This window comes from Thermotoga sp. 2812B (genome assembly GCF_000789335.1).
GTDB lineage: Bacteria > Thermotogota > Thermotogae > Thermotogales > Thermotogaceae > Thermotoga > Thermotoga maritima.
Genome location: NZ_CP003408.1, coordinates 1,170,266 through 1,193,384 on the forward strand (window position 1 = coordinate 1,170,266; position 23,119 = coordinate 1,193,384).

Consider the following 23,119-nt stretch of genomic DNA (forward strand, 5'->3'; position numbering starts at 1 on the left):
TATGTACGGTCTGATCAACATCGGTTTTGGAAACGTGGTAGCGGGTGACCGTGTGATCGCTATCGTGAACCCCGAGTCCTCTCCTTTGAAGAGAATGAAAGACGAGGCGAAGCTTGAAGGAAAGCTCATTGATGCCACGTATGGAAGAAAAACAAGATCGATCATCATCACGGACAGCAACCATATCATTCTGAGTGCCATCCAGCCGGAAACGATCGCTCAGAGATTCATGGAGAACTTCTACGAAATAGAAAGAGTGTTGAGAGAAACGAAAAAATAGGAGTGTGACCAATGAAAGGACAGCTTTTCGTCATCTGTGGTCCTTCCGGTGCGGGGAAAACCAGTATAATCAAAGAAGTTCTCAAAAGACTGGACAACGTAGTTTTCTCCGTTTCCTGCACGACGAGGCCGAAGCGCCCTCACGAGGAGGATGGCAAGGATTATTTCTTCATCACAGAGGAAGAGTTTCTGAAGCGCGTCGAAAGAGGGGAGTTCCTCGAGTGGGCCCGTGTCCACGGCCATCTCTATGGGACCCTTCGCTCCTTTGTGGAATCTCATATCAATGAAGGAAAAGATGTTGTACTCGACATAGACGTTCAGGGTGCTCTCTCAGTAAAGAAGAAATACTCAAACGCGGTGTTCATTTACGTGGCTCCTCCATCCTATGCGGATCTGAGGGAACGCATCCTCAAAAGGGGAACGGAGAGAGAAGCAGACGTGCTTGTAAGACTCGAAAATGCCAAGTGGGAACTCATGTTCATGGATGAGTTCGATTACATCGTGATAAACGAAAATCTCGAAGATGCTGTAGAGATGGTCATGTCGATTGTGAGGTCCGAAAGAGCGAAAGTCACCAGAAATCAAGAGAGGATAGAACGCTTCAAGATGGAGGTGAAAGGATGGAAAAGATGGTGAAGTTCAACATCAAGTACGATGAACTGCTTAAGAAAATACCGTATAAGTACGCCATACCCGTTGTTGTGGCAAAGCGTGCGGAAGCGATCAGAGAATACGCCAAACCGTTTGTGATCACAGATGATGAGAATCCTGTAAGTATCGCCTTCATGGAGCTCAGCCTGAATTACATCAGGATCAAAAACGAGGAGATACTGAAAGCGCTCATTCCGAAGGTGAAGTGAAGGTGAAGATAATACTCGGTATCAGCAGTGGCATAGCGATATACAAAGCCGTGGACCTGGCAAGTAAGTTGAGAAAAGAAGGACATGAACTTTACGTGGTGATGACGCCGGACGCCACCAGAATGATTTCTCCGGTGGTGTTTTCTGCCGTTGGAAACTGTTCCGTGTACCACGACTGGATGGATGTCAGGAATGGCTGGATCCCGCACACCGAACTTTCCAGAACGGCAGACGTGCTCGTTGTTGCCCCCGCAACCGCGAACACCATTTCAAAGATCGCAAATGGAATAGCGGACAATCTTCTCACACTCGTCGCTCTCGCTTTTGATAAAGACGCGAAGATTCTCGTTCCCACGATGAATTACCGTATGTACAGCAACAAACTGTTTCAAGAGAATCTTGAAAAGCTAAAAAACAACGGCTGGTTCGTTGTGGAACCCGAAGAAGGCCATCTCGCGTGTGGTGAGGTCGGAAAGGGAAGGTATCCGGAAAACGAAAAGATAGTCGAAGCAATACACCTTTTGACTTTTCCAAAGAAACTCGCTGGAAAAAAGGTTCTTATCACCGCGGGGCCAACAAGAGAGCATATAGACGCTGTGAGGTTCATCACCAACGCGAGTTCTGGAAAGATGGGATACGCACTGGCAGTGGTCGCAAAGAGGATGGGAGCTCGTGTTTCTCTTGTATCCGGCCCAACGTTTCTGAAACCACCTTACTATGTGGATGAATTTGTGAGAGTAGAAAGCGCTGAAGAGATGTACGAAGAGGTGATGAAGAGATTCGAAGATACGGACATCGTGATAATGAACGCCGCCGTGGGAGATTACAGGCCGAAAAAGGTCTTTGAAGGAAAGCTGAAGAAAACAGAGAACGATCTCGTTCTCCATCTCGAAAGAACAAAAGATATTCTCAAAGAACTCGGACAGAGAAAGTCGCATCAGATTCTTGTGGGATTCGCGGCTGAGGTGGAAAATTTCGAAGAGAACGCTGTGAAAAAGCTGAGAGAGAAGAATCTGGATTTGCTCGTGCTGAACGATGCCCGGAAAGCGTTCTCTTCCGACAGAGTGGAGGTCTACATATACGGAAGAGACGGTTTCATCAAAAGGATTGATGAAGATGACAAGATTCGTGTGGCTTGCATTATTCTTGATGTTGTTTCAAACCTTGCTGGCGGATCACCTTCTTGAACTGAAGAGCGTTTCTGAAGATCACGTGACTCTCTCCGTAAAAAAACTCTACGAAGGAGAAATAACGACCTTTCTTCTCTACTCCCCGGCGGGATTTGTGTTTCCTGAAAAAGTGAAAAACAGCGATTACACCTTCGAGGTGGATTTCGAAGGCCCCTTCTTTCCAATTGTTGAAGGTGTGAATTCTTTCGGGAAGAGGATGTACCGTGTGGCACCTCAGGTTTTAAGGGTACCTCTGGAGAAACCCGAAATAAGAGTGATCTCGGACATAAAAAACGGAGAAGTTCTGGTGTACGTGTTCATTCAGTCTCCAGAAGGTGTGGTACCTGTCTCGTTAAACCTGGAGGGAAAGAGATTCAGATTCTTCAACCTGGAAGGGAAGTGGATCTGCGTCTTCAAGTCCTTTCTCGAAGATGGTGCGCACGAACTGGAAATTACTTTCAACGGTCCATACGGTTACACCTTCAGCTTGAAGAAAGAAATCTACGTTATAAAACGCGTTGCGGTACCTATGAGGGGAGAAGATGGCGCTTTCGACTACACTGTGTTTGCCGAGCACGTTGTGAAGAGAGGAGAAACACTCTGGAGCATAGCCAATCAATACGGTGTGAGAGTTGGAGACATCGTTTTGATAAACCGCCTGGAAGATCCCGACAGGATAGTGGCTGGTCAGGTTTTGAAGATCGGAAGAGTCTATTTCCGGGAGAATCCAGTCACAATAGTTGTGAATCTGTTTTCATCTAAGCTCGCTCTTTACTACGATGGGGTTCTGCTCAAAGTTTATCCCGTGGCCCTTGGAAGGAGTGACGCCACACCTCCGGGACGTTACTGGGTTCTCAGAAAAGAGATAGATCCTGCCCTCTACTGGTTTGGGGAGTACATATCCCCCAGAACCCCTCTCAACGGACTCGGAACGAGGTATATGCAGTTATCGGATCCCACGTACGCGATACACGGCACCTCGAAACCGTGGGAAATAGGGAAAAGGATCTCACACGGTTGTATCAGGATGTTCAACAGAGATGTGGAAGAAATCGACGCCTTTGCTGGTGTTGGAACGGAAGTTGTGGTGGTGAAGGAAGATAAAGAATTTCCAGAAAGGATCTATTAAAAAAATGAAAGCGGGGATTACCCCCGCTTTTTTTACCATGCGCTTCTTCTGCCTTTTTTCTCGAGTCTCTTCTTGTATTCGGAAAGCTTCTGACTGCTTTCTTTCAAGAATCTGGATAGCTTTTTCTCGAAATCCATATTTTTCTTTTCTTCAGATTTCTCACCTGTCTTTGGTGTTTCTTCTTCAAGATCTTTCAGGGAAAGTTCCCAGCCGCCGTTTCTGGCTCTTCCTATCACCTTCGCGGATATCTCCTGTCCCTCGTGGAGATAATCTTCGATTCTTTTCACATAGTTTTTGGAGATCTTGGAAATGTGAATAAATCCTCTTTCCCCCCCTTCGATATCCACGAAGGCTCCGTACTTCACGATCTTAGAAACCTTTCCCTTCACAAGTTCACCAACTTTCACAAAAAACCCTCCTCACAAAAGTGATATTGCCTCTCAATAGTTGTCTCCGTACTTTCTTCTGAACTTCTCCACTCTACCCTCCGTGTCCACTATGAGAACGCCACCTTTTCCACCGGAGGTGTAGAACGGATGGCATTTGGAACACACGTCGATTCTTATATTGTCAACCGTCGTGTAAAAAGTATGCTCAGCACCACACGCACACTTAACAGTTACGAGCTTCATCTCTGGATGTATTCCCTTTTTCACCGTGTCCTCACCTCTCCATGAATATTATTACGTCTCACATGCCAAATGGTACCATATGTGAGACCAAAAATCAAGTAGAGAAAGAAAATTTAAGCCCCCGGACGGGGGCTGATTCGTCTCTTTACTGAACCACTTTCACGTGTGCTGCCTGTGGACCTTTCTTGCCTTCCTGAATCTCGAACTCGACGACCTGGCCTTCTTTCAGAGTTTTGAAACCTTCCATTTCGATGGCTGACCAGTGTACGAACACGTCTCCTCCTTCGTCCTTTGTGATGAATCCGTAGCCCTTCTTGGAATCGAACCACTTAACCTTTCCTCTCATAACACATGCCTCCTTAACGAAAGATGGTACTCCTCAATCATAACACTTCGTAAGTGGATATGTCAAGATGTAATGTGCTTTCTGGATCTGGATGTAGTAAAATAAGAACGACGTCAAGAGGTGATAACGTGGCGCCGAGAAAATTGAGTGATGTTATCAAAAATCTGGTTTACAAGAGAAATCTGATCTTCATTTTTCTCCTATCGCTTGCGATAGCCATAATTGTTTTTACAGTAACCTAACTATATTGATAAAAATGCCTGGTTCGAAAAGCTCACACTTGTTTCGAACGAGTGGAAAAGAACAATCGATCATTACCGGGATGTCCTCGATTTCTTCGCCGACCACAGAGAGGATTTTGAAAATCCCGGAATGACTCTCAAGGTTTTGAAACTGATTCATGAACATTTCGGGGATTACATAGCTTATCCCATCTTTGCCACTCCGGATGGCACTTACTACATCTACCCTCTTTACACGTTTCCTTCCGATTTCGACCCAAGGGAGAGACCCTGGTACAAAGCTGCTGTCGAAAACCCAAACTCTGCTGTGGTTACTCCTCCCTTCGTTCACCGGATTCTTGGAGTAGTCACTTTCGCTATTTCAAAAGCAATATTTGATGAGCGTGGAAATCTCCTCGGTGTTCTGGGAATAGATATCGTTCCATCAAAGGTGATGAAGGATCTTCTACAACCGGGCATGTACGTTCTTTCAGAAGACGGAACGGTTCTTCTTCAAAACGGTGAAATCCATGTGAAACTCGATCCCGAAGACTTTGAAACAAGAGATTACGGTGTGAAGATAAGCCCGTCTGGTGTTGCATTTTTCAGAAAAACAGGATCCACGGTCTTTGTGATTCAGGTACCGCTTCTTGTTTTTCTGAGGAACTCTCTTCTTCACCTGAATTATGTGATCGGGCTGGCTTTTGTCATTTCTTTCCCGATCGTTCGAAGAATATCCAAGTTGATCGACAGGGAACTCAGAGTTCCTCTCGAAGTATTATCGAAAGCTTCAAAAGAGTACCTGAGTTCCAGGATCTTCGACTTAGGAAGTACATCTTCGAAAATACTTGAGATCAATCAGCTCATCGATGAAGTCTCCGATATGATTACCATTATTGAATCTCAGAGAGAAGAACTCGAAGCATCCTACGAGGAACTCGAAGCGTCTTATTCTGAGCTTCAGAAGATGGCACAGGAGATAGAGGAGAAAAGCCAAGCCATCAAAGAAGCGTGCGAATTTTTCACCTACAAACTGGTGGATATCGTGGAAGGTTTCGACGAGCCGACGGGGAACCACGTCAGAAGAGTTCAAGAACTGTCGAAGTTCTTCGCCGAAGAGATGGGCCTCGATGAGGATCTTGTTCACAAAATATATCTGTACGCTCCACTCCACGACATCGGAAAGATAAAGGTCCCCAAGGAGATTTTGAATAAAAAAGGAAAGCTCACAGCGGAAGAATGGGAAATCATGAAGAAACACACCATCTGGGGTGGGGAGTTGCTCTCCGGCAGAAAAGAACTGGAAATTGCAAGAAACATAGCCCTCTACCACCATGAAAATTACGACGGAACGGGCTATCCGTTCGGCCTGAAAGACGACGAGATCCCCATAGAAGCACAGATCGTCAAGATAGCTGATGTTTACGATGCCCTGTGCTCAGAAAGACCCTACAAAAAAGCCTTGTCCCATGAAGAGGCTGTCAGGGTGATCCTCGAGGGAGATGGAAGAACCTCACCGTCCAATTTTCATCCCAAGCTGATTGAGATTTTCAGGGAAAAACACGAAAAGATCAAAGAAATCTGGGAAAAACTTACAGTGAATAATTGATGTTGAAGTCGAGAACAACTTGACTTTTCCTCATATATATATGTAAAATACATATATAGGAGGTGAGAATATGTGGTGGAGCAGAGGATACGGATGGAGAAGAGGCTGGAGGAGAGGATTCGGTTTTGGAGGAGGACCGTGGTGGGCTTACTACGATTATCCTCCAGTGCCACCTTCTCATGAAGAGGAAAAAGAAATGCTTCTGGATTACAAAAGATACCTGGAAGAAGAGCTCAGATATGTTGAAGAGAGACTGAAAGAGCTTGAAAACAGGAGGTGAGCAGTATGCCGAGGCTCGACGGAACGGGCCCGATGGGACTTGGGCCGATGACGGGCAGAGGTCTTGGATGGTGCAGGTTCGGTGGTAGCTGGGCAAGACCTTGGGGATGGTGGAGAGGTTTTGGTTATGGATGGAGAAGAGGATGGCCATTTGGAATGGGCTTTGCTTGGAGACACAGAAGAGGATGGGGATGGAGAGGCTGGTGGTAATATGAAGGGGGTATCAACCCCCTTCAGTTTTTGAGCGGAGGGAGAAAGATGCGAATACACGTTCTGTGTGATGATTCATCTCAAAATGGATTTGAAAGCGAACACGGTTTTTCTGTTCTTGTGGATTCCGTTCTTTTCGATACGGGGAAATCCGATGTGTTTCTCAAAAATGCGCGAAAACTGGGAATTGATCTTCCAAAGGACGTGCTCATCAGTCATGGTCACTACGATCACGCAGGGGGTCTTTTGTATCTTTCAGGAAAGAGAGTGTGGCTCAGAAAAGAAGCCCTAGATCAGAAGTATTCTGGAGAAAGATACGCAGGAGCCGATTGGAATGAAGTACTCAAGAAGAACACAGGAAAGTTCGTGATCGAAAGAATCACTGAGATCGGGAAAAACATGTTCCTTCTGGGACCGGCGAATCTGAGAGGAAAGGTTCCCGGTGGGGACTTCTTTGTTGAGAGAAACGGCGAGAGACGAAAAGATCTCTTCGAAGACGAACAGACTCTGGTGGTGAGAACAAAGGGAGGACTGGTCGTCATAACCGGGTGTTCCCACCGCGGGATCGACAACGTTCTTCTTGACATCGCAGAGACTTTCAACGAGCGCATCAAAATGGTGATGGGAGGCTTCCATCTTCTGAGATCTTCCGATGATGAGATAGAGAAAATCGTGAAGGCCTTCAACGAGCTTGGAGTTGAAACCGTGGTTCCCTGTCACTGCACGGGTGAAAGAGCAGTTGATATCTTCAAAAGAGAGTTTCTCGGGAACATCATGGATTGCTACGCGGGTTTGAAACTTGAGGTTTCAGACTGACGAACTCCGAAAGATGTTTTTCTAGGATTCCCACGATCTCCTGATCGAGAGGCATTTTCTTCATGAGAGCTGCAGCGTCTTCTGGCTTCATGGCTTTTCTGTAGGGTCTGTCGCTGGTAAGGGCGTCGAACACATCCGCTACCGCTAAAATCCTGGCAAGGAGCGGTATCTCTCCATCTTTCAAACCGAAAGGATATCCAGAACCATCCACCCTTTCGTGATGGTATAGAACCACAGGGACAGCGAAGGACAGCTCCGGATATTCCCTCAATATGTCTGCACCAACGATGGAGTGTTTTTTGATTTCCTCGAATTCTTCATCTGTGAGCTTTCCGGGTTTGTTCAAGATGTGTTCTGGTACAGCGATCTTTCCTATGTCGTGGAGTCGGCCTGCTATTCCAAGCTCTTTCAGTTCCTTCTTGTTAAGTCCCAATTTCTTTCCTAAGAGAACAGCGATTCTCGAAGTGTATTCCGAGTGAAGAGCTGTGTAGTGATCTTTCTTGTCGATAATTTTGATCATCCTTTCGAGTCCTTCTGTTTCATAGTGAAACTTCAAAATAGACCTCACAAAAATGGAGTGAATGATGAGTATGATTGAGAACCCTCCAAGTGAACTCCAGAAAGAAACTGCAAACCATTTATTGCCGAACTTGCTTCTGTACTCTAAACCCCAGAACGTCTTCTTTCCTCCCTTTCGAAACTCCACAGAAGCACCGATTGAGTTCAAAATACCAGCTACGTTCCATTCTACATACGCTGTTCTGTCAGCTATCATTTCTTCTCCCATGCTGTCGTATATTTTGAACAGTGCCCAGAGTCTTTCCCCATCTGATTCCACTCTGTAGTATTCCTCTTCGAAATCTGGAGGTTGATTCAGGATCTTTATTTCCTTAATGTATGGATCTAAAGATTTTATTTCCTCAAAGGCTTCTTCGATGAATTCTTCATCGTTTTTTTCTATCGCTTCTTTCAGTTCTGTCCACTGAAAGTATCCACTCGATACGAGATCCACAGATCGCTGAACGATGATTTTGAAGACTTCGAGCTGGTAGCGTTCCAGTTTCTTCTGGTAGTGGATCTGAACAAAAGCCACTCCAAAGAAAATGAGCATTGCGACGACTAAGAAAATCCATTTGTAACGTTTCAGATACAAAAATCATCCCCCCGAGTTTTTTCAAGCCGCTTCTTCGGATGGTTTTGAGAAAAAGCCAACTATCGTGAGAATATCACCCACAAACATGAGTATGAAACCCATCCCGAAAACAACAAGAAGGATCGCTCCCCATTTGTAGAAAGACGCGGCGGTGTTGAAGACTGAGATTTTCAAACTCTCGGCGATCATTCTGTAGGCTTTCACCTTGTAAACGAGGGCTATTATTCCAAGAACAACAATGGTTACGAAGCCGGCTAAGGTCACACCACCAGCGAACAGACCGCCCGCGAAGAGTGAAGCAACGAGTGAAACAGAGAAGATCACAGAAACGATCAACAGCAAAACAGCGGGTATCAAGAGGTAGTTGAAGATTCTTCTTTCCCCCACCTGCTGTGAAATATTGTAGATACCAATGAGAAACAGTATGAGCCCCACAAGAGAAAAGATCCACCCTACCACCGGCACCGCACCAAACAGTTTGAGTATCATCCCTACCCCCGCCAACGTTTTCGCGGTTGAAAGATTCATCGTATCACCTCCACCTGAAATTGTACCAGACAAGACCGATCCACTCGTAGATGGCCCGTGAATTCAGATAGAAAGAGGTGGCATTCGGAAGGAAATCTACGAACTCCGGATCTCCAAAGTAGAATCCAGCGGGGTACGGTGTCACACTCTGAAAAAACCTCTTGAAAGTGAAAACAGCCCTTCTCATGTGGATCGAATCGGTTACCAGAATGATGGGCACATCTCCTATTTTTTCCCTCGTGAAAAGGGCGTTTTCGTACGTGTTTCTCGATCTGTCTTCAACGGTGATCTTTTCTTCGGGAACACCCAGCGAAACAAGGTAGTCTTTCATTATCATCGCTTCCGACCTCAGCCCGGTTAAACTACCACCGGTTACGAGTATAGGCATTTTTGTCTTCTGGTAGATCTGTACACCTGTCAGAAGCCTTCTCAGAGTGGCATCGCTGAGGTTGTCACCCGCCTTCGTGTTTCTTTCCACACCACCACCGAGAACAACGATCACAGCGTCGTTTGGAAGCGTTGCAGGAACATCGAGGTTTTTCTCGAGAGGCCAGAGAAAGAGAAACTCCCCCACGTAACTGCTGAAAAGATACACAATCGCTGCCAAAGCCAAGAGGAACCATCTTGCTTTTTTGAAAAAGAAACTCCCCACGATCAACAGGAGTATGAAAAGACCGGGTGTTACCAGAAACGCTCCGAGGATTTTTTGAAGGAACATTCTTCCACCTCCACGTTTATGATTTTAAACGACTGTCGATAATCATAGGGGGAGGATGAAGAATGGACGTCTGGAAGGTTCTGGGAAGGTACAGCAACGTGCTCGTTCTCTCGAAGAAAAACAGCATCCTCATCCTCGAGATAAACGGCAAGGCACCGAAGCCGGGAGAGAGCGTGAGAGTCTGGAACAACAGGGTCATGACCGGAAAGGAGCTCAAAGCGAAGCTCCTGGCACACTTCGATGAAGAACTCTCCCTCAAGGTTCTCAAAGTGCCGGGTCTTCTGGAATTCTTGCACGACATTTCCCGCGGGTTCGATAAGAAGTACGTTCACTTTGTGAAGTTGTTTGTGAAACACCTCGTTCCATCTCGCTTCCTCAAGATGAACAATGAAGAAAAGAAGATCATAATGAAATCTTTCCCTGAGGTTTTCGAGTCAGGACCTTCCAGCGTTCGGATCAGGTTTTCCGTCAAGAGCTTCTTTGAGTACGTTCAAAAGAACTTTCCAATCAATCGGAATATAAATGAAGAGGCTCTCAGAAGAACAGTCACTTTGAAAAGACCCATCCTTTCCACCGAAGAGTACGATGTCTATCAGATGAATGAACCGCTCTCTAAGGGATTCGCGGGGAAGAACTACATGGCATTACCTCTCTCTGGAAAGTACCTGATTGTTGTTTTCAGAAGGAGAAACTTTCCGTTTGTCGAATTCAAACTCAAGGAGGAGCCGGATCTGACCTTCTTTGAGGATTTTGTGAACGACAAAGTAGCGGTTGAGAAAAGAGAAAACGGCTGGGTCCTCATCTGGAAAGACAGAGAAATGATGGAGTTTGAACTTCCGGACAAAGAACTCCTCCCAAGACCTGAAAAACTGGTGGACGATGACCTCTTAGATGCCGTCTTTCTTTTGAACAGCCTTCTGGAAGAAAACGTCAGGTTCGCTTCGATGCCTTCTTTCGGTGTTCAGGAGATGTGGTGGGAGAAAGACAACAATAGAGTGATCCTTGTTGTTAACACCGTGCGGTTCGGCAGGGTCGTTGCCGACGTGATTTTGGAGGGCAGATCTCTCTCGGTGAGATTCTACGCTGAGAAGAATTCGGAGGAATTGTCCGCTCACAGCGAAGAGCTTCAGAAGGAATTCGAAAGATTGGGATTGATCGCGCACGTCTTCTTTTTGAGAAAGGATCCCATGAACTGGGAGGGATTCAATGCGTACGGATGAGATAAAGAAAGCAGTGGCTTTGAAATACGATCCCACCAGAACGAGTGCACCTGAGGTTGTGGCAAAGGGTGTGGGTGAAGTTGCAGAAAGGATAATCGAGATGGCCAGAAGGCATGGCATACCAATAGAAGAAAGGCCGGATATCATAGACGATCTTTTGAGACTGGATCTTTTCTCAGAGATTCCTGAAGAGATGTACCTTGTGATCGCTGAGATATACGCCTTTCTGAAAAGATACGACAAATGAAAAGAGGTCCCCAAACGTGGGGACCTCTGCGTGGTCGGGGCGACTGGACTTGAACCAGCGACCTCTTGCGCCCCATGCAAGCGCGCTAGCCACCTGCGCTACGCCCCGCCGTCTTTATATTTTATCACAGGATGTGAAGATTTCAACCCTTATGGATTTTCGTTCGGCCCTCCGTAGAGCTCTTAGATGTGTTGGTATCTGGAAAATTTAACTCCCCACTTGATTTTCTTTCCGATATGGTTTAAAATTACCCCTGGATGGCCCCATAGGATAACGGCCAGTCCGCCGGATTCTCAGTCCGGAGGTCGGGGTTCGATTCCCCGTGGGGCTGCCAGATGCAATAGCAGAAGTGTAAAGGGATGCCAAAAGGCATCCCTGTTTTTGTTTTAACTGGTATCTTTCTGTTTTCCAGCGATTCTTCAAAAAACACTTTGCTTTTTCAGGCGAAATTTTAATATAATACAAACAATAATAGGGGGGATGATCATGGGAAAGAAAGTGTGTTTTCTGGCCTGTTTGATCTTCTCAGCGGAACACAGGAAGCTGACACGCTTTCAGAAGCAGCGAGGGGACTCGTCGATCAGCTTTAAGCGGTGATGAGCAACACATCTTCGTTTGAAATACCAGATCCCGATAGTTCTCCAGACGAGTACGAGGATTGGGCGATGGGATTTCTGGAAGGTGCCTCTTCTATGATCTACATTCCAAGCGATTTCGAACAACTCGTGTGGGCAGAAGGCTGGCAGTATCTCTACTATGTGTTTCAGGTAAGTTTCTTCATGCCTGCAACCGTCACATCGATCGAAATCGAGGGAATAACGGAATATACCACAAAGTTCATCCCATTTCTCCTTAACAACAAACCAGATTTCGTCGATAAGACCTATTTCCTTTCTCTTAAGTGTACAACGGTGGATGGAACGACCACAGCGGTTCAGTGGCGATGATATCAGTGGATGGAAAGTACTACTCCTTCTCGCTGGACATCGTACAAAAGGATGAAGGAACCGAAGTTAGACTGTACCCAAAGCCGCAGTCTATATTGTGATCATTTCTCTATTGAAACCCTGCTTCCCACGCCGAATCTGTGCCTTTCGAAGAAGCCTTTCTTCACCTCGAGAGCGTACCTGAAAGGGCCTGGTGCGTAGTAGATCTTGCAGGGTTCCTCTTTGCATGGCTCCATCTCCTGAATGGAGAATATGACACCGTTTTTGTCTATGAAAGCGATCTCGAGGGGAACGTACGTGTTCTTCATCCAGAAACCCGAGCAGGTGTCCTCTTCAAAAACAAAGAGCATCCCGAAATCGTCCGGGATGCTCTTTCTGTACATCAGACCAATGGAACGAAGAGCGGGGGTGTTCGCTATTTCCACATCCAGTTTGAGTGACTTTTCACCATCTGTGATCACAATCCTTCCTTTTGGGAACTTCACCCTGTCGCTCTGTCCGGATACAACGACTACAACAATTATTCCGATCGTGATCAGAAGTGGCAGAAGAAACTTTTGAAGTCTCAAGAAAAGGGGTCTCAAACCCCACATCACCTCAGTTCTGCTATTGTCTTCACTATGTAGCTGTTGAGCAGGCTTTCGAGGTACTCCTGCTTTCCAGATGGAAGTTCGATATCTTCTTTGTCTATTATATACTCTTCGAGTTTTTCGAAATCGGTTTTTCCTTCTACGATCTCTTTTCCGATACCTTCTTTGAAGCTTCTGTATTTTTCCTCGATGAACTTGTCGAACACTCCGTCTTTCGCGAGTTTGTACGCTATCTTGAAGCCGAGGGCGAAGGTGTCCATTCCTGCGATGTGACCGATGAAGAGATCTTCTACCTTGTAGGAAGCCCTCCTCACCTTCGCGTCGAAGTTGAGGCCACCCTTTGTGAATCCTCCTGCTTTTATCACTTCGTACATGGCAAGTGTTGTGTCGTAGATGTTCGTTGGGAACTGGTCGGTGTCCCAGCCGAGCAGGAGATCTCCCTGGTTGGCGTCGATGCTTCCAAGTTTTCCGAGGATCCTTGCCATCCTCAGTTCGTGCTGGAATGTGTGACCGGCAAGTGTCGCGTGGTTCGCTTCAATGTTGAACTTGAAGTACTCATCAAGGCCGTGGTTCTTCAGGAAAGCGTAGGCCGTTGCCACATCGAAATCGTACTGGTGCTTGGTGGGTTCTTTCGGCTTGGGTTCTATGAGGAACTGTCCGGTGAAGCCGATCTTCTTTGCGTACTCCACTGCCATTCTGAGAAATCTCGCGAGATTTTCGAGTTCCAGCCCGAGATCTGTGTTGAGGAGTGTTTCATAGCCTTCTCTTCCACCCCAGAAGACGTAGCCTTCTCCTCCTAGTTCTTTTGTGATCTCGAGGGCCTTCTTCACCTGGGCCGCCGCGTAGGCAAAGACATCCGCACTGCATGTCGTCGCGGCGCCGTGCATGTACCTCGGGTGGGAGAACAGATTCGCCGTTCCCCAGAGGAGTTTCACGTTGCTGTCCTTCATTCTTTCCTTAATTCTTTCCACCACTTTGTCCAGTATCTTGTTTGTCTCTCTGAGCGTCTTTCCTTCGGGAGCGATGTCTCTGTCGTGGAAACAGAAGTACTCGATGTTGAGCTTTTCGCAGAACTCGAAGAGAGCGTCCACCCTTGCAAAAGCTTTGTCCATGGGATCGGAGAACCTGTTCCATGGGCGTTCAGCGGTTGGATCTCCAAACGGATCTCTTCCCTCGTTCACGAAAGTGTGCCAGAAGGCGACGGAAAACTTCAGATGATCCTTGAGGGGCTTCCCATCGATCACCTCGTTCGGATCGTAGAACCTGAACGCCAGCGGGTTCGTGCTTTCCTTACCTTCAAACTGAATCTTTGGGATTTCTGGGAAAAATTCTGCCATGTAAACACCTCCCTAAATTTTTTCTATCAATCAATTATATAAAATCTTGGGGTATCATTTCAAATATTTTTTTAGGATATACTTGAATCTGGGAGGTGTTTTCAATGGAGATCACAAAAAGAATAGAAGAGCTCAGAGAGGAAATGGTGGAATCCTTGAAGAAATTCATCTCCATCAACTCGGTGAATCCTGCTTTTGGAGGCCCGGGAGAGAAAGAAAAGGCCGACTGGCTTGAAGGCCTCCTCAGGGATTTCGGTTTCGAGGTCGACCACTGCGATGTGAGAGACGATAGGGGTATATGGCGATCGAACATTGTGGCAAAGATTCCGGGAAAAAATAGAGAAAAAACGCTCTGGATCGTGACTCACATCGACACGGTACCACCGGGAGATCTCTCTTTGTGGGAGACGGATCCTTTCGTGCCCGTTGTGAAGGACGGGAAAGTTTACGGTAGGGGAGCCGAAGACAACGGAGGTTCCATGATAGCCTCCATATACGCTGGGAAGGCCCTTATCGACCTTGGTATCACTCCCGAGTACAACTTCGGTCTTGCACTCGTTGCCGATGAGGAGGCGGGAAGTGAGTATGGAATCCAATATCTGATAGAAAAAGGGTTGTTCAGCCCAGAGGATATGTTCCTGGTCCCGGATGCTGGAAACGAAAAGGGAGACTTCATCGAGATCGCAGAGAAGAGCATCCTGTGGTTCAAAGTGATGGTGAACGGAAAACAGGGACACGCTTCAAGACCGCAAACAACAGAGAACGCTCTCAGAAAGGGTGCACATCTCATAACAGAGATAGATGAAGCACTCCACAGGAAATACTCCGATAGAGATGAACTCTTCGATGAACCGCTCAGCACGTTCGAGCCCACTCGCGCTGAAAAAACTGTGGACAACGTGAACACCGTTCCCGGCAGATTCGTCTTTTACTTCGACTGCAGGGTCCTGCCTCGCTACAATCTCGACGAGGTGCTGTCCATCGTCAAGTCGATTCTCGATGGAAGAGGTGCAGAGCTGGAGGTCGTCGTGAAACAGCCCGCGCCCGAGCCAACTCCACCCGATTCGGAACTCGTGGTGAAACTTTCCAATGTTTTGAGAAGTCTAAGAGGGCTGGAAGCGAAAGTGGGAGGTATAGGTGGAGGCACCTGCGCTGCGTTCTTCAGAAAGAAAGGCTGGCCCGCGGTCGTCTGGAGCACAATAGACGAGACTGCTCATCAGCCCAACGAGTACCGAAGGATATCGCACATGGTGGAAGATGCGAAGGTGTTCGCACTTCTCGGAACCGAGAGGTGAATCGATTGCTCAGAACGATCGCTGATCACCTCATGGATGTAGCGCAAAACGCCGTGAAAGCAGGAGCGAAGAACATAAAGATAGAGATAGAAGAGACCGATGAATGGTTCACTTTCGTTGTGGAAGACGATGGACCGGGGATAGAGAATCCAGAGAGGGTGTTCGATCCCTTCTTCACCACAAGGGATCCCAGGCTGAGAAAAGTGGGGCTCGGTCTTCCGTTTTTGAAACAGGCCACGGAACAGACGGGAGGATTCGTTAAATTACACACAGAAAGAGGAAAGGGAACGAGAGTGGAAGCGCGGTTCTATCTGAAAAGTGTGGATTGCCAGCCGGTTGGGGACGTAGCCGGAGCACTTGCGAGTCTCATTCTTTCTGATCCCGATGTGAACTGGCACATCGTCAGGAAGAAAAATGGAGACGGTTATGAGATAAATACCATCGAACTGAAGCAGAAGGGACTCTGGGACCCGGAGAACCCCGGTTTTGCAGCTTTTCTCTTTGAAACTCTGGAAAATCTTGAGAAAGAATTGAAAGGAGGTGAAAACAATGAGTGAAAAATTCGAACACTACTACACGGTGGAACCCACATCGAAGCTGAAGGTCAGGGAAGCGAAACTCGTTCTAAAAAACGGTCATGAGTACATTTTCAAAACACCTTCCGGTGTGTATTCTTACGGAAAGATAGACAAAGCCACGCAGGTGCTCCTTGAAAACCTGAAAGTCCACGGAAAGAAAGTGCTCGATCTTGGATGCGGCTACGGTGTGATAGGAATCGTCCTGAAAAGAGAATATCCAGATCTTGAAGTTTACATGAGTGACATAAACAAGCGCGCAGTGGAATTCGCCAAGATAAACGCGAAGAATCACAACGTCGAAGTCGATATAAGGTGGGGAAATCTCTACGAGCCATGGGAAGGTATGAAGTTCGACATGATCGTGAGCAATCCTCCGATCGTTGCAGGAAAGAAAGTCTGGATGGAAATAGTGAAAAGGGCTCCCGAGTTCCTTGAAGAGGGCGGAAGCCTTCAGATCGTCGCTTACCACAACAAAGGTGGCAGAAGGATCAGAGATTTCATGAAAGAGGTTTTCGGGAACGTGGAGGAGCTCTGCAAAACAGGTGGAATAAGGGTTTACAGATCCGTGAAGGGATTGAAAGAAGATGAAGATAACGCTGAATAGCGTTTCCTTCAGATACAACGGAGACTACGTTTTGAAGGACGTGAACGCCGAGTTCGAAACGGGGAAGATCTACGTTGTGGTGGGAAAAAACGGCTCCGGGAAGACCACCCTTTTGAAGATCCTCGCAGGACTCCTGGAAGCCGAGGGAGAGATTTTCCTGGACGGTTCACCAGCGGATCCGTTTCTTTTGAGAAAGAACGTGGGCTACGTCTTCCAGAATCCGTCTTCACAGATCATAGGTGCCACCGTGGAGGAGGACGTGGCCTTTTCGCTGGAGATACTGGGGCTCGACGAGAGCGAAATGAGAAAGAGAATAAAGAAGGTCCTGGAACTGGTGGGACTCTCCGGTCTCGAAAAGGAAGACCCGCTGAGCCTTTCAGGAGGCCAGAAACAGAGGCTTGCAATCGCCTCGATGCTCGCTCGAGACACACACTTTCTCGCTTTAGATGAGCCGGTTTCCATGCTGGACCCTCCCTCTCAGAGGGAGATATTTCAGGTGCTCGAAAGCCTCAAGAATGAAGGAAAGGGAATAATACTGGTAACGCACGAGCTGGAGTATCTGGATGATATGGACTTCATACTCCACATCTCGAATGGTACAATCGATTTCTGTGGAAGCTGGGAGAAATTCATGGAAAGAGAGTTCGGCGATGTGGAGATTCCTTTCAAGTGGAAACTCTGGAAGAAATGTGGGAAGATAAACCTGTGGGAGGATCGGTATGAGAATTCTGGTAACCAACGACGACGGGATACAGTCTAAGGGGATCATCGTCCTCGCGGAGCTTCTTTCCGAGGAACACGAGGTGTTCGTGGTGGCTCCCGATAAAGAGAGGAGTGCAACCGGTCACAGCATCACCATACACGTTCCGCTCTGGATGAAGAAGGTTTTCATCTCAGAGAGGGTGGTTGCGTACTCCACCACAGGAACACCCGCGGACTGTGTGAAACTCGCCTACAACGTGGTCATGGATAAAAGGGTCGATCTCATTGTGAGTGGTGTGAACAGGGGACCCAACATGGGCATGGATATTCTCTATTCTGGGACGGTCTCGGGTGCGATGGAAGGTGCCATGATGAACATTCCTTCGATTGCCATATCGAGTGCGAACTACGAGAGCCCCGATTTTGAAGGAGCTGCACGTTTTCTGATCGACTTTTTGGAAGAATTCGACTTCTCACTCCTCGATCCTTTCACCATGCTGAACATAAACGTACCTGCTGGTGAGATAAAGGGATGGAGATTCACAAGGCAGAGCAGAAGAAGGTGGAACGATTACTTCGAAGAGAGAGTCTCACCCTTTGGGGAGAAGTACTACTGGATGATGGGAGAGGTCATCGAAGACGACGATAGAGACGATGTTGACTACAAAGCGGTTAGAGAAGGGTACGTCTCCATCACTCCGATACATCCTTTCCTCACGAACGAAGCGTGTCTGAAGAAGTTAAGGGAGGTGTACGATTGATGTACAGAATAAGAGTCTTTGGAGATCCCGTTTTGAGAAAGAGGGCAAAACCCGTCACAAAGTTCGACGATAACCTGAAAAAGACCATAGAGAGAATGATAGAGACGATGTACCACTACGACGGCGTGGGTCTCGCGGCACCGCAGGTTGGAATATCTCAGAGGTTCTTCGTCATGGACGTTGGAAATGGCCCGGTTGCCGTGATAAACCCGGAGATTCTTGAAATCGATCCAGAAACTGAAGTAGCAGAAGAAGGGTGCCTCAGCTTTCCCGAGATTTTCGTTGAGATAGAGAGGAGCAAAAGAATAAAGGTCAGATACCAGAACACAAAGGGAGAATACGTGGAAGAAGAACTGGAAGGTTACGCTGCAAGGGTTTTTCAACACGAGTTCGATCATCTGGACGGAGTTTTGATCATCGATCGAATCAGTCCAGCAAAGCGCCTTTTGCTCAGAAAGAAACTCATGGACATAGCAAGAACCGTTAAGAGATGAGGAGGGAAGAGACGTGAAAAGATGGTTGCTTTTGATTTCCTTGATGATGCTCTCCGCGGTTGTGTTTTCGTTCTCCGCACCCGTTGATTCTCCAAGGGTTTCGGCAACTTTCGGTGAGTACAGAGGAAGCGGAAACAGAGGACCTCATTTTCACATGGGGATCGACTTTTCCACGGGATTGAAAGAAGGAGTTCCTATATACGCCTCCGAAAGAGGCTGGCTCGTCAGGTTGGAAATAGATGAAGACGATATATACGGCTACACAGTGGTTCTGGAACACGAGAATGGATACAGAACGCTCTACGCCCATCTGAGCAGATTCTCGAAGAAGCTGGAAACGATAGCGAGTTCTTTGAAACAAGAGTTCGGAAACGTGAGGATCGTCGTGAACTTTCCAGAGAGAGAAATCTGGTTCGAAAAAGGTGAAGTCGTCGGATACTCAGGAACCACAGGAGAGGCACCCATTCCCCACGCACACTTCGAGATAAGAGACAGGAACGAGGAAGTTTCCTACGACCCTTCGACTTTCTTGAACCTTCCAAAACCCGTGGATGAGGATATTGTTCTGGAAAAAATAAAGATAGGAGACAGTGTGTACGATTTCGTCGAGGGGAGGACGTACCCGTTCAGTGGAAATTTCCCGGATCTTGCGATCAAAGCCTATTCAAAAGGGTTCAACAACACGTTAGGACTCAAGAAGATTTCACTCCTTCTGGAAGGTGAAGAGATTTATCAGATCTCTTTCGATCAGATTCCCTGGTCCGAGTTCACAAACGTCTGGGGAGTGTACGATAGGAAGTCCGTTTCGGCTGCGTACAGGTTTGAGCTCTGGTATAGATTGTTCCCTGAAACATTCTCTTCGATGATAAAGGTTAACAAATTCCCTGAACTGGGAAAGGCTCCCGACTTTGCCAGATACACGGTCGTTCTTGAAGACATCTGGGGCATGAAGAAGGAATTTTCTTTCTACCTGCAGCGGAGGTGAAATCATGCTCTTTCTGTTTTTTGGAAAGAAAAAGAAAGACCTGAACAAAAACCCGTTTTACAGGGAAAAGGGATCCCTTGTAGTTTACATAAAATGTGACAGGTGTGGGGAAGTCTTCAGGAGTCATCTGAGAACGGGATACGATTTCATCGTGGATTACGATAACCCAGGCGTTCCTTACAAGATAGACAAACTCTATGTGGGTTCGAAATGTCCCAACAGGATACATCTTGTTGCAACCTTCACGTCTTCTTATAAACCGGTGTCTGTTTCTCTGGAGGGTGGAACTTTTATAACCCGAGAAGAATTTGAAGAGTCGCAAAAACAATGATGTAACCTTTTTTTAAGAAAGATTGTGATAAACTATCAAGGCTGTTATAAGATCAGCGAAAGGAGGATGGGAGATGAGAAGACTTTTCACCAGCGAAAGCGTAACAGAAGGGCATCCGGACAAAATCGCCGACCAGATTTCTGACGCCATACTCGACGCCATGCTCGAGCAGGATCCAAGGAGCAGGGTTGCCGTTGAAACACTCGTAACGACGGGGATTGTCATCATCGCGGGAGAGGTTACCACCAGAGCTTATGTTGAGATTCCTGACATAGCGAGAAAGACCATTCTGGAGATAGGATACACGAGGGCAAAGTACGGATTCGATGGGGAAACCTGTGGAGTACTCACCAGCATCCACAGTCAGTCTCCTGACATAGCTCTCGGCGTGGACAAGGCACTTGAGGTCAAAACCGGAGAGGAAGTAGCCGACGAGCTCGAGGCACTCGGAGCGGGTGACCAGGGGATCATGTTCGGCTACGCCACCAATGAAACCCCTGAGTACATGCCTCTTCCCATAACTCTCGCTCACAAACTCGCCATGAGACTCGCTGAGGTCAGAAAGAACGGGACTCTTCCTTTCCTCAGACCGGATGGAAAGACACAGGTGACCATAGAATACGAGGACGACAAACCAGTCCGAGTCGACACTGTGCTTGTTTCAACCCAGCACGATCCGGATATCTCCCAAGCAGATCTGAGAGAGGCGATAATAGAACACGTCATAAATCCCGTGATTCCAGAGCAGTACAGGGACGACAAAATGAAGATACTGGTGAATCCAACAGGGAGATTCGTTCTTGGAGGCCCCATGGCTGACACGGGACTCACAGGGAGAAAGATCATCGTTGACACTTACGGTGGTTGGGTACCCCACGGCGGAGGGGCGTTCAGCGGAAAAGATCCCACAAAGGTTGACAGATCAGCTCACTATATGGCAAGATATGTAGCGAAGAATGTTGTGGCTGCAGGTCTTGCGGACAAGTTCCTCATACAGCTTTCTTACGCTATAGGTGTCGCGAAACCCGTTTCCATAATGATCGACACGTTTGGAACCTCTAAGGTGGATGAAGACAAACTTCTCAAGGTGATCACTGAACTGTTCGATTTCAGACCGGGTGCGATCATAAAGAAACTGAACCTCTTGAGACCCATTTACAGGAAAACAGCCGCCTACGGTCACTTTGGAAGGAACGAAGAGGAATTCACATGGGAGAAACTCGACATGGTAGATGAGCTGAAGAGAGCTTTCAATATGTAAGGGAGGGATCAGGTAGTGCCAAACACGAAATCTGCGAAGAAAAGGGTCAGAGTTTCTGAAAAGAGGAGACTCAGAAACAAGGCTTACAAGACTTTCTTCAAGAACAGAATAAAAGAGGTTCTCAAAGCTATTGAGAACAAAGAACCAAAAGAAGTCGTTCTTGAACTCACCAAGAAAGCGCAGGCTGCTATAGACAAAGCTGTTTCCAAGGGAGTCATCCACAAGAATCAGGGTGCGAGAAGAAAAGCGAGACTTCTCAAGAAGGTGAACGAATACCTGAGGGCTCTCGAAACAGCTCAGGAGTGAATCTCTTACGGTTTTTGAAAGTTAGCCCCCTTGCGGGGCATTTCTGATTTTAAAGGGAGGGATTGTGCATGGAGGGGTTGATGGGGGATTTCTTCAGGTTGATTATTGAAAACTGGTATTTTTCTTTACCTGCTGCTCTGTTTCTCATGTTCGCTGCCAGGTACGTGGAGCACATAGCTTTTGCGGTGATCGGTTTTGTCATCGGCATCAACTTCGTGTTTCCTCTTCTTTCGAATATTGAGTTTCTCAAATCCTATCTCGCAAATGAGAATGTGAAAGTTATCGCACTGGTGGCAACCGGTGTTTTGACCGCCGTTGTGCTTTACGTCCTGTACAGATACCTGGTGTTCCTCGCTGCTTTCGTCACCGTGACTTTCGTTGCCTACTACGTTATAAACTTTCTGGTGAGTTCTTTTAATCTTCAGGGTGTTCAGTACATGAACTGGATAACGCTCGGACTTTCCGTTTTCATCGGACTTTTAGCCGGTCTGACTGCTTACCGCAAGGAAAAAGAATTCGCGAGAATCCTTTCAGTTGTGGTGGGAGCAGCGATTCTTTCAGTGCTGGTTTTGTTTTATCTTTCCGATCTTTTCGGAATAGAGTTCAAACCAGAAACCTTCTTTGCGAACAAAACGATGATCTTCTTCTACGTGTCTCTGTTTCTGCTCTTCCTGTTTCTTTCCGCGTGGTTCACTTTCAGGAAAAGGTCCTATCAAAAAACGAGTTCATAAATGTTAAAATAGTATAGAAACCAGATCTGAAAGGAGGTGTACCCCTTCGGGGGATCGAAGATGGCGAAAAAGAAGATTCTGGTGGTTGACGACGACCCGGCGATTCTTGAGCTGGTAGGATACAACCTTTCCAAGGAAGGATACGAGGTGCTCAAGGCTTATGATGGAGAGGAAGCACTCAAAATTGCCAACGACGAAGACGTGGACATGTTCATAGTGGATATCATGCTTCCTGGAATCGACGGCTTCGAGCTGGTCAGGAAGATCAGATCCATGGAGAAATACAAGAACACCCCCGTGATCTTCCTGAGTGCGAAGGGAGAGGAATTCGACAAGGTGCTTGGACTGGAGCTCGGTGCGGACGACTACATCACCAAGCCGTTCAGCGTGAGAGAGCTTCTTGCGAGGGTGAAGGCTATATTCAGAAGACTCTCCGCTGCGACTCAGAGCAAGGAAGAAAGACCAAAGAAGATCGTAGCAAAAGACCTTGAGATCGATGTGGAAAAGTACGAAGTGAAGGTGAGAGGGAAAAAGGTGAATCTCACTCCTCTCGAATTTGAACTGCTCAGGTTCCTCGCGGAAAACGAAGGAAAGGTTTTCAGCAGGGATGTTCTTCTGGACAAACTCTGGGGATACGATTACTACGGAGATACGAGAACTGTAGATGTTCACATAAGAAGGCTGAGAACGAAGATAGAAGAAGATCCTTCGAATCCGAAATACATAATCACTGTGAGAGGAAAGGGATACAAATTCAGAGACCCCGGAAAGGAAGACTGAT

At 47.1% G+C, this 23,119-nt stretch carries 32 protein-coding genes and 2 tRNA genes; 25 read left to right on the top strand and 9 right to left on the bottom strand.

The genetic code is table 11. The annotated features are described in order from the left end of the window. Position 1 precedes the first annotated feature (1 nt). Genes T2812B_RS05825 through T2812B_RS05845 form a run of 5 tightly spaced genes read left to right on the top strand, consistent with a single transcriptional unit; the run spans position 2 to position 3,437 of the window. A complete protein-coding gene (locus T2812B_RS05825) occupies positions 2-280 on the top strand; it encodes a DUF370 domain-containing protein (RefSeq protein WP_004082206.1) in 279 nt (92 codons plus the stop codon). Between the two features lie 11 nt (positions 281-291). Continuing rightward, positions 292-915: a guanylate kinase gene (gene gmk, locus T2812B_RS05830; RefSeq protein ID WP_008194637.1), complete on the top strand. Its 624-nt coding sequence runs from the start codon at positions 292-294 to the stop codon at positions 913-915. Beyond that, positions 900-1,139 carry a DNA-directed RNA polymerase subunit omega gene (locus T2812B_RS05835; protein WP_008194639.1) on the top strand — a complete coding sequence of 80 codons (240 nt, stop codon included), beginning with the start codon at positions 900-902 and terminating at the stop codon, positions 1,137-1,139. Before gmk ends, T2812B_RS05835 begins: the two co-directional genes overlap by 16 nt. A 2-nt stretch (positions 1,140-1,141) precedes the next feature. Further along, complete coding sequence (gene coaBC / locus T2812B_RS05840; RefSeq protein ID WP_008194642.1) at positions 1,142-2,326, top strand: bifunctional phosphopantothenoylcysteine decarboxylase/phosphopantothenate--cysteine ligase CoaBC; 1,185 nt, start codon at positions 1,142-1,144, stop codon at positions 2,324-2,326. Beyond that, complete coding sequence (locus tag T2812B_RS05845) at positions 2,289-3,437, top strand: L,D-transpeptidase family protein (RefSeq protein ID WP_038050981.1); 1,149 nt, start codon at positions 2,289-2,291, stop codon at positions 3,435-3,437. Before coaBC ends, T2812B_RS05845 begins: the two co-directional genes overlap by 38 nt. Before the next feature lie 32 nt (positions 3,438-3,469). Here the strand turns inward: T2812B_RS05845 and T2812B_RS05850 are convergent, their stop codons facing one another. The 3 genes from T2812B_RS05850 to T2812B_RS05860 all read right to left on the bottom strand — a co-directional run bounded on the left by T2812B_RS05850 (position 3,470) and on the right by T2812B_RS05860 (position 4,415). Beyond that, the gene (locus tag T2812B_RS05850; protein WP_004082201.1) at positions 3,470-3,844 is read right to left on the bottom strand and encodes a S1 RNA-binding domain-containing protein; all 375 of its coding nucleotides are present in this window, start codon (positions 3,842-3,844) and stop codon (positions 3,470-3,472) included. Between the two features lie 33 nt (positions 3,845-3,877). Then, entirely contained in the window at positions 3,878-4,093 is a 216-nt protein-coding gene (gene rpmE, locus T2812B_RS05855; protein ID WP_008194646.1) for a 50S ribosomal protein L31, read from the bottom strand. Positions 4,094-4,214: 121 nt separating this feature from the next. Further along, positions 4,215-4,415, bottom strand: a complete 201-nt coding sequence (locus T2812B_RS05860; RefSeq protein WP_008194648.1) for a cold shock domain-containing protein — start codon at positions 4,413-4,415, stop codon at positions 4,215-4,217. Positions 4,416-4,787: 372 nt separating this feature from the next. Here T2812B_RS05860 and T2812B_RS05865 point away from each other — a divergent pair, with 372 nt between their 5' ends. The 4 genes from T2812B_RS05865 to T2812B_RS05880 all read left to right on the top strand — a co-directional run bounded on the left by T2812B_RS05865 (position 4,788) and on the right by T2812B_RS05880 (position 7,550). Continuing rightward, positions 4,788-6,245, top strand: a complete 1,458-nt coding sequence (locus T2812B_RS05865; RefSeq protein WP_231556569.1) for an HD domain-containing phosphohydrolase — start codon at positions 4,788-4,790, stop codon at positions 6,243-6,245. A gap of 70 nt (positions 6,246-6,315) precedes the next feature. Next, positions 6,316-6,525 carry a DUF5320 domain-containing protein gene (locus T2812B_RS05870; protein WP_008194650.1) on the top strand — a complete coding sequence of 70 codons (210 nt, stop codon included), beginning with the start codon at positions 6,316-6,318 and terminating at the stop codon, positions 6,523-6,525. A 5-nt stretch (positions 6,526-6,530) separates the two neighbouring features. Beyond that, positions 6,531-6,734: a DUF5320 domain-containing protein gene (locus T2812B_RS05875; protein WP_004082196.1), complete on the top strand. Its 204-nt coding sequence runs from the start codon at positions 6,531-6,533 to the stop codon at positions 6,732-6,734. 48 nt (positions 6,735-6,782) lie between these two features. Next, a complete protein-coding gene (locus tag T2812B_RS05880) occupies positions 6,783-7,550 on the top strand; it encodes an MBL fold metallo-hydrolase (protein ID WP_008194653.1) in 768 nt (255 codons plus the stop codon). Here T2812B_RS05880 and T2812B_RS05885 read toward each other — a convergent pair. From T2812B_RS05885 to T2812B_RS05895, 3 genes are read right to left on the bottom strand one after another with little or no spacing between them, the layout of a single operon-like run. Continuing rightward, positions 7,507-8,703 carry an HD-GYP domain-containing protein gene (locus T2812B_RS05885; protein ID WP_008194655.1) on the bottom strand — a complete coding sequence of 399 codons (1,197 nt, stop codon included), beginning with the start codon at positions 8,701-8,703 and terminating at the stop codon, positions 7,507-7,509. The genes T2812B_RS05880 and T2812B_RS05885 overlap by 44 nt on opposite strands. A 21-nt stretch (positions 8,704-8,724) precedes the next feature. Next, positions 8,725-9,231, bottom strand: a complete 507-nt coding sequence (locus T2812B_RS05890) for a DUF996 domain-containing protein (RefSeq protein ID WP_004082191.1) — start codon at positions 9,229-9,231, stop codon at positions 8,725-8,727. 4 nt (positions 9,232-9,235) lie between these two features. Then, positions 9,236-9,949 (bottom strand): YdcF family protein, encoded by a 714-nt coding sequence (locus T2812B_RS05895; RefSeq protein ID WP_004082190.1) that lies wholly within the window; start codon positions 9,947-9,949, stop codon positions 9,236-9,238. A gap of 62 nt (positions 9,950-10,011) precedes the next feature. Between T2812B_RS05895 and T2812B_RS05900 the strand changes: the two genes are divergently transcribed. Beyond that, positions 10,012-11,169: a flagellar hook-length control protein FliK gene (locus tag T2812B_RS05900; RefSeq protein ID WP_004082189.1), complete on the top strand. Its 1,158-nt coding sequence runs from the start codon at positions 10,012-10,014 to the stop codon at positions 11,167-11,169. Further along, positions 11,156-11,416 (top strand): FlhB-like flagellar biosynthesis protein, encoded by a 261-nt coding sequence (locus tag T2812B_RS05905; protein WP_004082188.1) that lies wholly within the window; start codon positions 11,156-11,158, stop codon positions 11,414-11,416. Before T2812B_RS05900 ends, T2812B_RS05905 begins: the two co-directional genes overlap by 14 nt. Positions 11,417-11,447: 31 nt before the next feature. Here T2812B_RS05905 and T2812B_RS05910 read toward each other — a convergent pair. Further along, positions 11,448-11,524: transfer RNA gene (locus T2812B_RS05910), tRNA-Pro, on the bottom strand. Between the two features lie 151 nt (positions 11,525-11,675). On the opposite strand from T2812B_RS05910, the gene T2812B_RS05915 reads away from it, so the two are divergent. Together T2812B_RS05915 and T2812B_RS05920 are read left to right on the top strand one after the other, a co-directional pair. Further along, a tRNA-Glu gene (locus T2812B_RS05915) sits at positions 11,676-11,750 on the top strand. A 262-nt stretch (positions 11,751-12,012) separates the two neighbouring features. Further along, on the top strand, positions 12,013-12,363 hold the full coding sequence (locus T2812B_RS05920) for a hypothetical protein (RefSeq protein WP_227738452.1): 351 nt from the start codon (positions 12,013-12,015) through the stop codon (positions 12,361-12,363). 101 nt (positions 12,364-12,464) lie between these two features. Here T2812B_RS05920 and T2812B_RS05930 read toward each other — a convergent pair whose 3' ends face one another. Both T2812B_RS05930 and xylA read right to left on the bottom strand, forming a co-directional pair. After that, the gene (locus T2812B_RS05930; RefSeq protein ID WP_004082186.1) at positions 12,465-12,956 is read right to left on the bottom strand and encodes a DUF192 domain-containing protein; all 492 of its coding nucleotides are present in this window, start codon (positions 12,954-12,956) and stop codon (positions 12,465-12,467) included. After that, positions 12,956-14,290 (bottom strand): xylose isomerase, encoded by a 1,335-nt coding sequence (xylA, locus tag T2812B_RS05935; RefSeq protein WP_004082185.1) that lies wholly within the window; start codon positions 14,288-14,290, stop codon positions 12,956-12,958. Before xylA ends, T2812B_RS05930 begins: the two co-directional genes overlap by 1 nt. A 104-nt stretch (positions 14,291-14,394) precedes the next feature. On the opposite strand from xylA, the gene T2812B_RS05940 reads away from it, so the two are divergent. The 12 genes from T2812B_RS05940 (at position 14,395) to T2812B_RS05995 (ending at position 23,118) form a co-directional block, all read left to right on the top strand. Further along, on the top strand, positions 14,395-15,585 hold the full coding sequence (locus tag T2812B_RS05940) for a M20 family metallo-hydrolase (RefSeq protein WP_008194667.1): 1,191 nt from the start codon (positions 14,395-14,397) through the stop codon (positions 15,583-15,585). 5 nt (positions 15,586-15,590) lie between these two features. Next, positions 15,591-16,142, top strand: a complete 552-nt coding sequence (locus T2812B_RS05945; protein ID WP_008194669.1) for a HAMP domain-containing sensor histidine kinase — start codon at positions 15,591-15,593, stop codon at positions 16,140-16,142. After that, positions 16,135-16,767, top strand: coding sequence for a class I SAM-dependent methyltransferase (locus tag T2812B_RS05950; RefSeq protein ID WP_008194670.1), 633 nt, complete (start codon positions 16,135-16,137; stop codon positions 16,765-16,767). The genes T2812B_RS05945 and T2812B_RS05950 overlap by 8 nt, the downstream gene beginning before the upstream one ends. Continuing rightward, the gene (gene ecfA1 / locus T2812B_RS05955) at positions 16,748-17,527 is read left to right on the top strand and encodes an energy-coupling factor ABC transporter ATP-binding protein EcfA1 (RefSeq protein ID WP_008194672.1); all 780 of its coding nucleotides are present in this window, start codon (positions 16,748-16,750) and stop codon (positions 17,525-17,527) included. Before T2812B_RS05950 ends, ecfA1 begins: the two co-directional genes overlap by 20 nt. Next, positions 17,487-18,230: a 5'/3'-nucleotidase SurE gene (gene surE / locus T2812B_RS05960; protein WP_008194674.1), complete on the top strand. Its 744-nt coding sequence runs from the start codon at positions 17,487-17,489 to the stop codon at positions 18,228-18,230. Before ecfA1 ends, surE begins: the two co-directional genes overlap by 41 nt. Continuing rightward, a complete protein-coding gene (gene def, locus T2812B_RS05965) occupies positions 18,230-18,724 on the top strand; it encodes a peptide deformylase (RefSeq protein WP_008194676.1) in 495 nt (164 codons plus the stop codon). The genes surE and def overlap by 1 nt, the downstream gene beginning before the upstream one ends. A 13-nt stretch (positions 18,725-18,737) precedes the next feature. After that, the gene (locus T2812B_RS05970) at positions 18,738-19,709 is read left to right on the top strand and encodes a M23 family metallopeptidase (protein ID WP_008194678.1); all 972 of its coding nucleotides are present in this window, start codon (positions 18,738-18,740) and stop codon (positions 19,707-19,709) included. A 4-nt stretch (positions 19,710-19,713) separates the two neighbouring features. Then, positions 19,714-20,040 carry a hypothetical protein gene (locus tag T2812B_RS05975; protein ID WP_008194680.1) on the top strand — a complete coding sequence of 109 codons (327 nt, stop codon included), beginning with the start codon at positions 19,714-19,716 and terminating at the stop codon, positions 20,038-20,040. Between the two features lie 73 nt (positions 20,041-20,113). Continuing rightward, positions 20,114-21,301, top strand: coding sequence for a methionine adenosyltransferase (gene metK, locus T2812B_RS05980; RefSeq protein ID WP_008194682.1), 1,188 nt, complete (start codon positions 20,114-20,116; stop codon positions 21,299-21,301). A 15-nt stretch (positions 21,302-21,316) separates the two neighbouring features. Continuing rightward, a complete protein-coding gene (rpsT, locus tag T2812B_RS05985; protein WP_008194684.1) occupies positions 21,317-21,607 on the top strand; it encodes a 30S ribosomal protein S20 in 291 nt (96 codons plus the stop codon). Between the two features lie 68 nt (positions 21,608-21,675). Further along, positions 21,676-22,338 (top strand): hypothetical protein, encoded by a 663-nt coding sequence (locus T2812B_RS05990; protein WP_008194686.1) that lies wholly within the window; start codon positions 21,676-21,678, stop codon positions 22,336-22,338. A gap of 60 nt (positions 22,339-22,398) precedes the next feature. Beyond that, a complete protein-coding gene (locus T2812B_RS05995; RefSeq protein ID WP_008194689.1) occupies positions 22,399-23,118 on the top strand; it encodes a response regulator transcription factor in 720 nt (239 codons plus the stop codon). Position 23,119 lies beyond the last annotated feature (1 nt).

Bases quoted from the DNA above. Each gene is read 5' to 3' on its own strand.
- T2812B_RS05950 (WP_008194670.1), top strand. From the start codon at position 16,135: ATGAGTGAAAAATTCGAACACTACTACACGGTGGAACCCACATCGAAG.
- def (WP_008194676.1), top strand. From the start codon at position 18,230: ATGTACAGAATAAGAGTCTTTGGAGATCCCGTTTTGAGAAAGAGGGCA.
- T2812B_RS05865 (WP_231556569.1), top strand. From the start codon at position 4,788: ATGACTCTCAAGGTTTTGAAACTGATTCATGAACATTTCGGGGATTAC.
- T2812B_RS05890 (WP_004082191.1), bottom strand. From the start codon at position 9,231: ATGAATCTTTCAACCGCGAAAACGTTGGCGGGGGTAGGGATGATACTC.
- T2812B_RS05975 (WP_008194680.1), top strand. From the start codon at position 19,714: ATGCTCTTTCTGTTTTTTGGAAAGAAAAAGAAAGACCTGAACAAAAAC.
- surE (WP_008194674.1), top strand. From the start codon at position 17,487: ATGAGAATTCTGGTAACCAACGACGACGGGATACAGTCTAAGGGGATC.
- T2812B_RS05900 (WP_004082189.1), top strand. From the start codon at position 10,012: ATGGACGTCTGGAAGGTTCTGGGAAGGTACAGCAACGTGCTCGTTCTC.
- metK (WP_008194682.1), top strand. From the start codon at position 20,114: ATGAGAAGACTTTTCACCAGCGAAAGCGTAACAGAAGGGCATCCGGAC.
- ecfA1 (WP_008194672.1), top strand. From the start codon at position 16,748: ATGAAGATAACGCTGAATAGCGTTTCCTTCAGATACAACGGAGACTAC.
- T2812B_RS05835 (WP_008194639.1), top strand. From the start codon at position 900: ATGGAAAAGATGGTGAAGTTCAACATCAAGTACGATGAACTGCTTAAG.
- T2812B_RS05930 (WP_004082186.1), bottom strand. From the start codon at position 12,956: ATGTGGGGTTTGAGACCCCTTTTCTTGAGACTTCAAAAGTTTCTTCTG.
- T2812B_RS05905 (WP_004082188.1), top strand. From the start codon at position 11,156: ATGCGTACGGATGAGATAAAGAAAGCAGTGGCTTTGAAATACGATCCC.
- T2812B_RS05870 (WP_008194650.1), top strand. From the start codon at position 6,316: ATGTGGTGGAGCAGAGGATACGGATGGAGAAGAGGCTGGAGGAGAGGA.
- T2812B_RS05995 (WP_008194689.1), top strand. From the start codon at position 22,399: ATGGCGAAAAAGAAGATTCTGGTGGTTGACGACGACCCGGCGATTCTT.
- T2812B_RS05845 (WP_038050981.1), top strand. From the start codon at position 2,289: ATGTTGTTTCAAACCTTGCTGGCGGATCACCTTCTTGAACTGAAGAGC.
- T2812B_RS05895 (WP_004082190.1), bottom strand. From the start codon at position 9,949: ATGTTCCTTCAAAAAATCCTCGGAGCGTTTCTGGTAACACCCGGTCTT.
- T2812B_RS05860 (WP_008194648.1), bottom strand. From the start codon at position 4,415: ATGAGAGGAAAGGTTAAGTGGTTCGATTCCAAGAAGGGCTACGGATTC.
- T2812B_RS05920 (WP_227738452.1), top strand. From the start codon at position 12,013: ATGAGCAACACATCTTCGTTTGAAATACCAGATCCCGATAGTTCTCCA.
- T2812B_RS05990 (WP_008194686.1), top strand. From the start codon at position 21,676: ATGGAGGGGTTGATGGGGGATTTCTTCAGGTTGATTATTGAAAACTGG.
- xylA (WP_004082185.1), bottom strand. From the start codon at position 14,290: ATGGCAGAATTTTTCCCAGAAATCCCAAAGATTCAGTTTGAAGGTAAG.
- gmk (WP_008194637.1), top strand. From the start codon at position 292: ATGAAAGGACAGCTTTTCGTCATCTGTGGTCCTTCCGGTGCGGGGAAA.
- T2812B_RS05880 (WP_008194653.1), top strand. From the start codon at position 6,783: ATGCGAATACACGTTCTGTGTGATGATTCATCTCAAAATGGATTTGAA.
- T2812B_RS05875 (WP_004082196.1), top strand. From the start codon at position 6,531: ATGCCGAGGCTCGACGGAACGGGCCCGATGGGACTTGGGCCGATGACG.
- T2812B_RS05940 (WP_008194667.1), top strand. From the start codon at position 14,395: ATGGAGATCACAAAAAGAATAGAAGAGCTCAGAGAGGAAATGGTGGAA.
- T2812B_RS05825 (WP_004082206.1), top strand. From the start codon at position 2: ATGTACGGTCTGATCAACATCGGTTTTGGAAACGTGGTAGCGGGTGAC.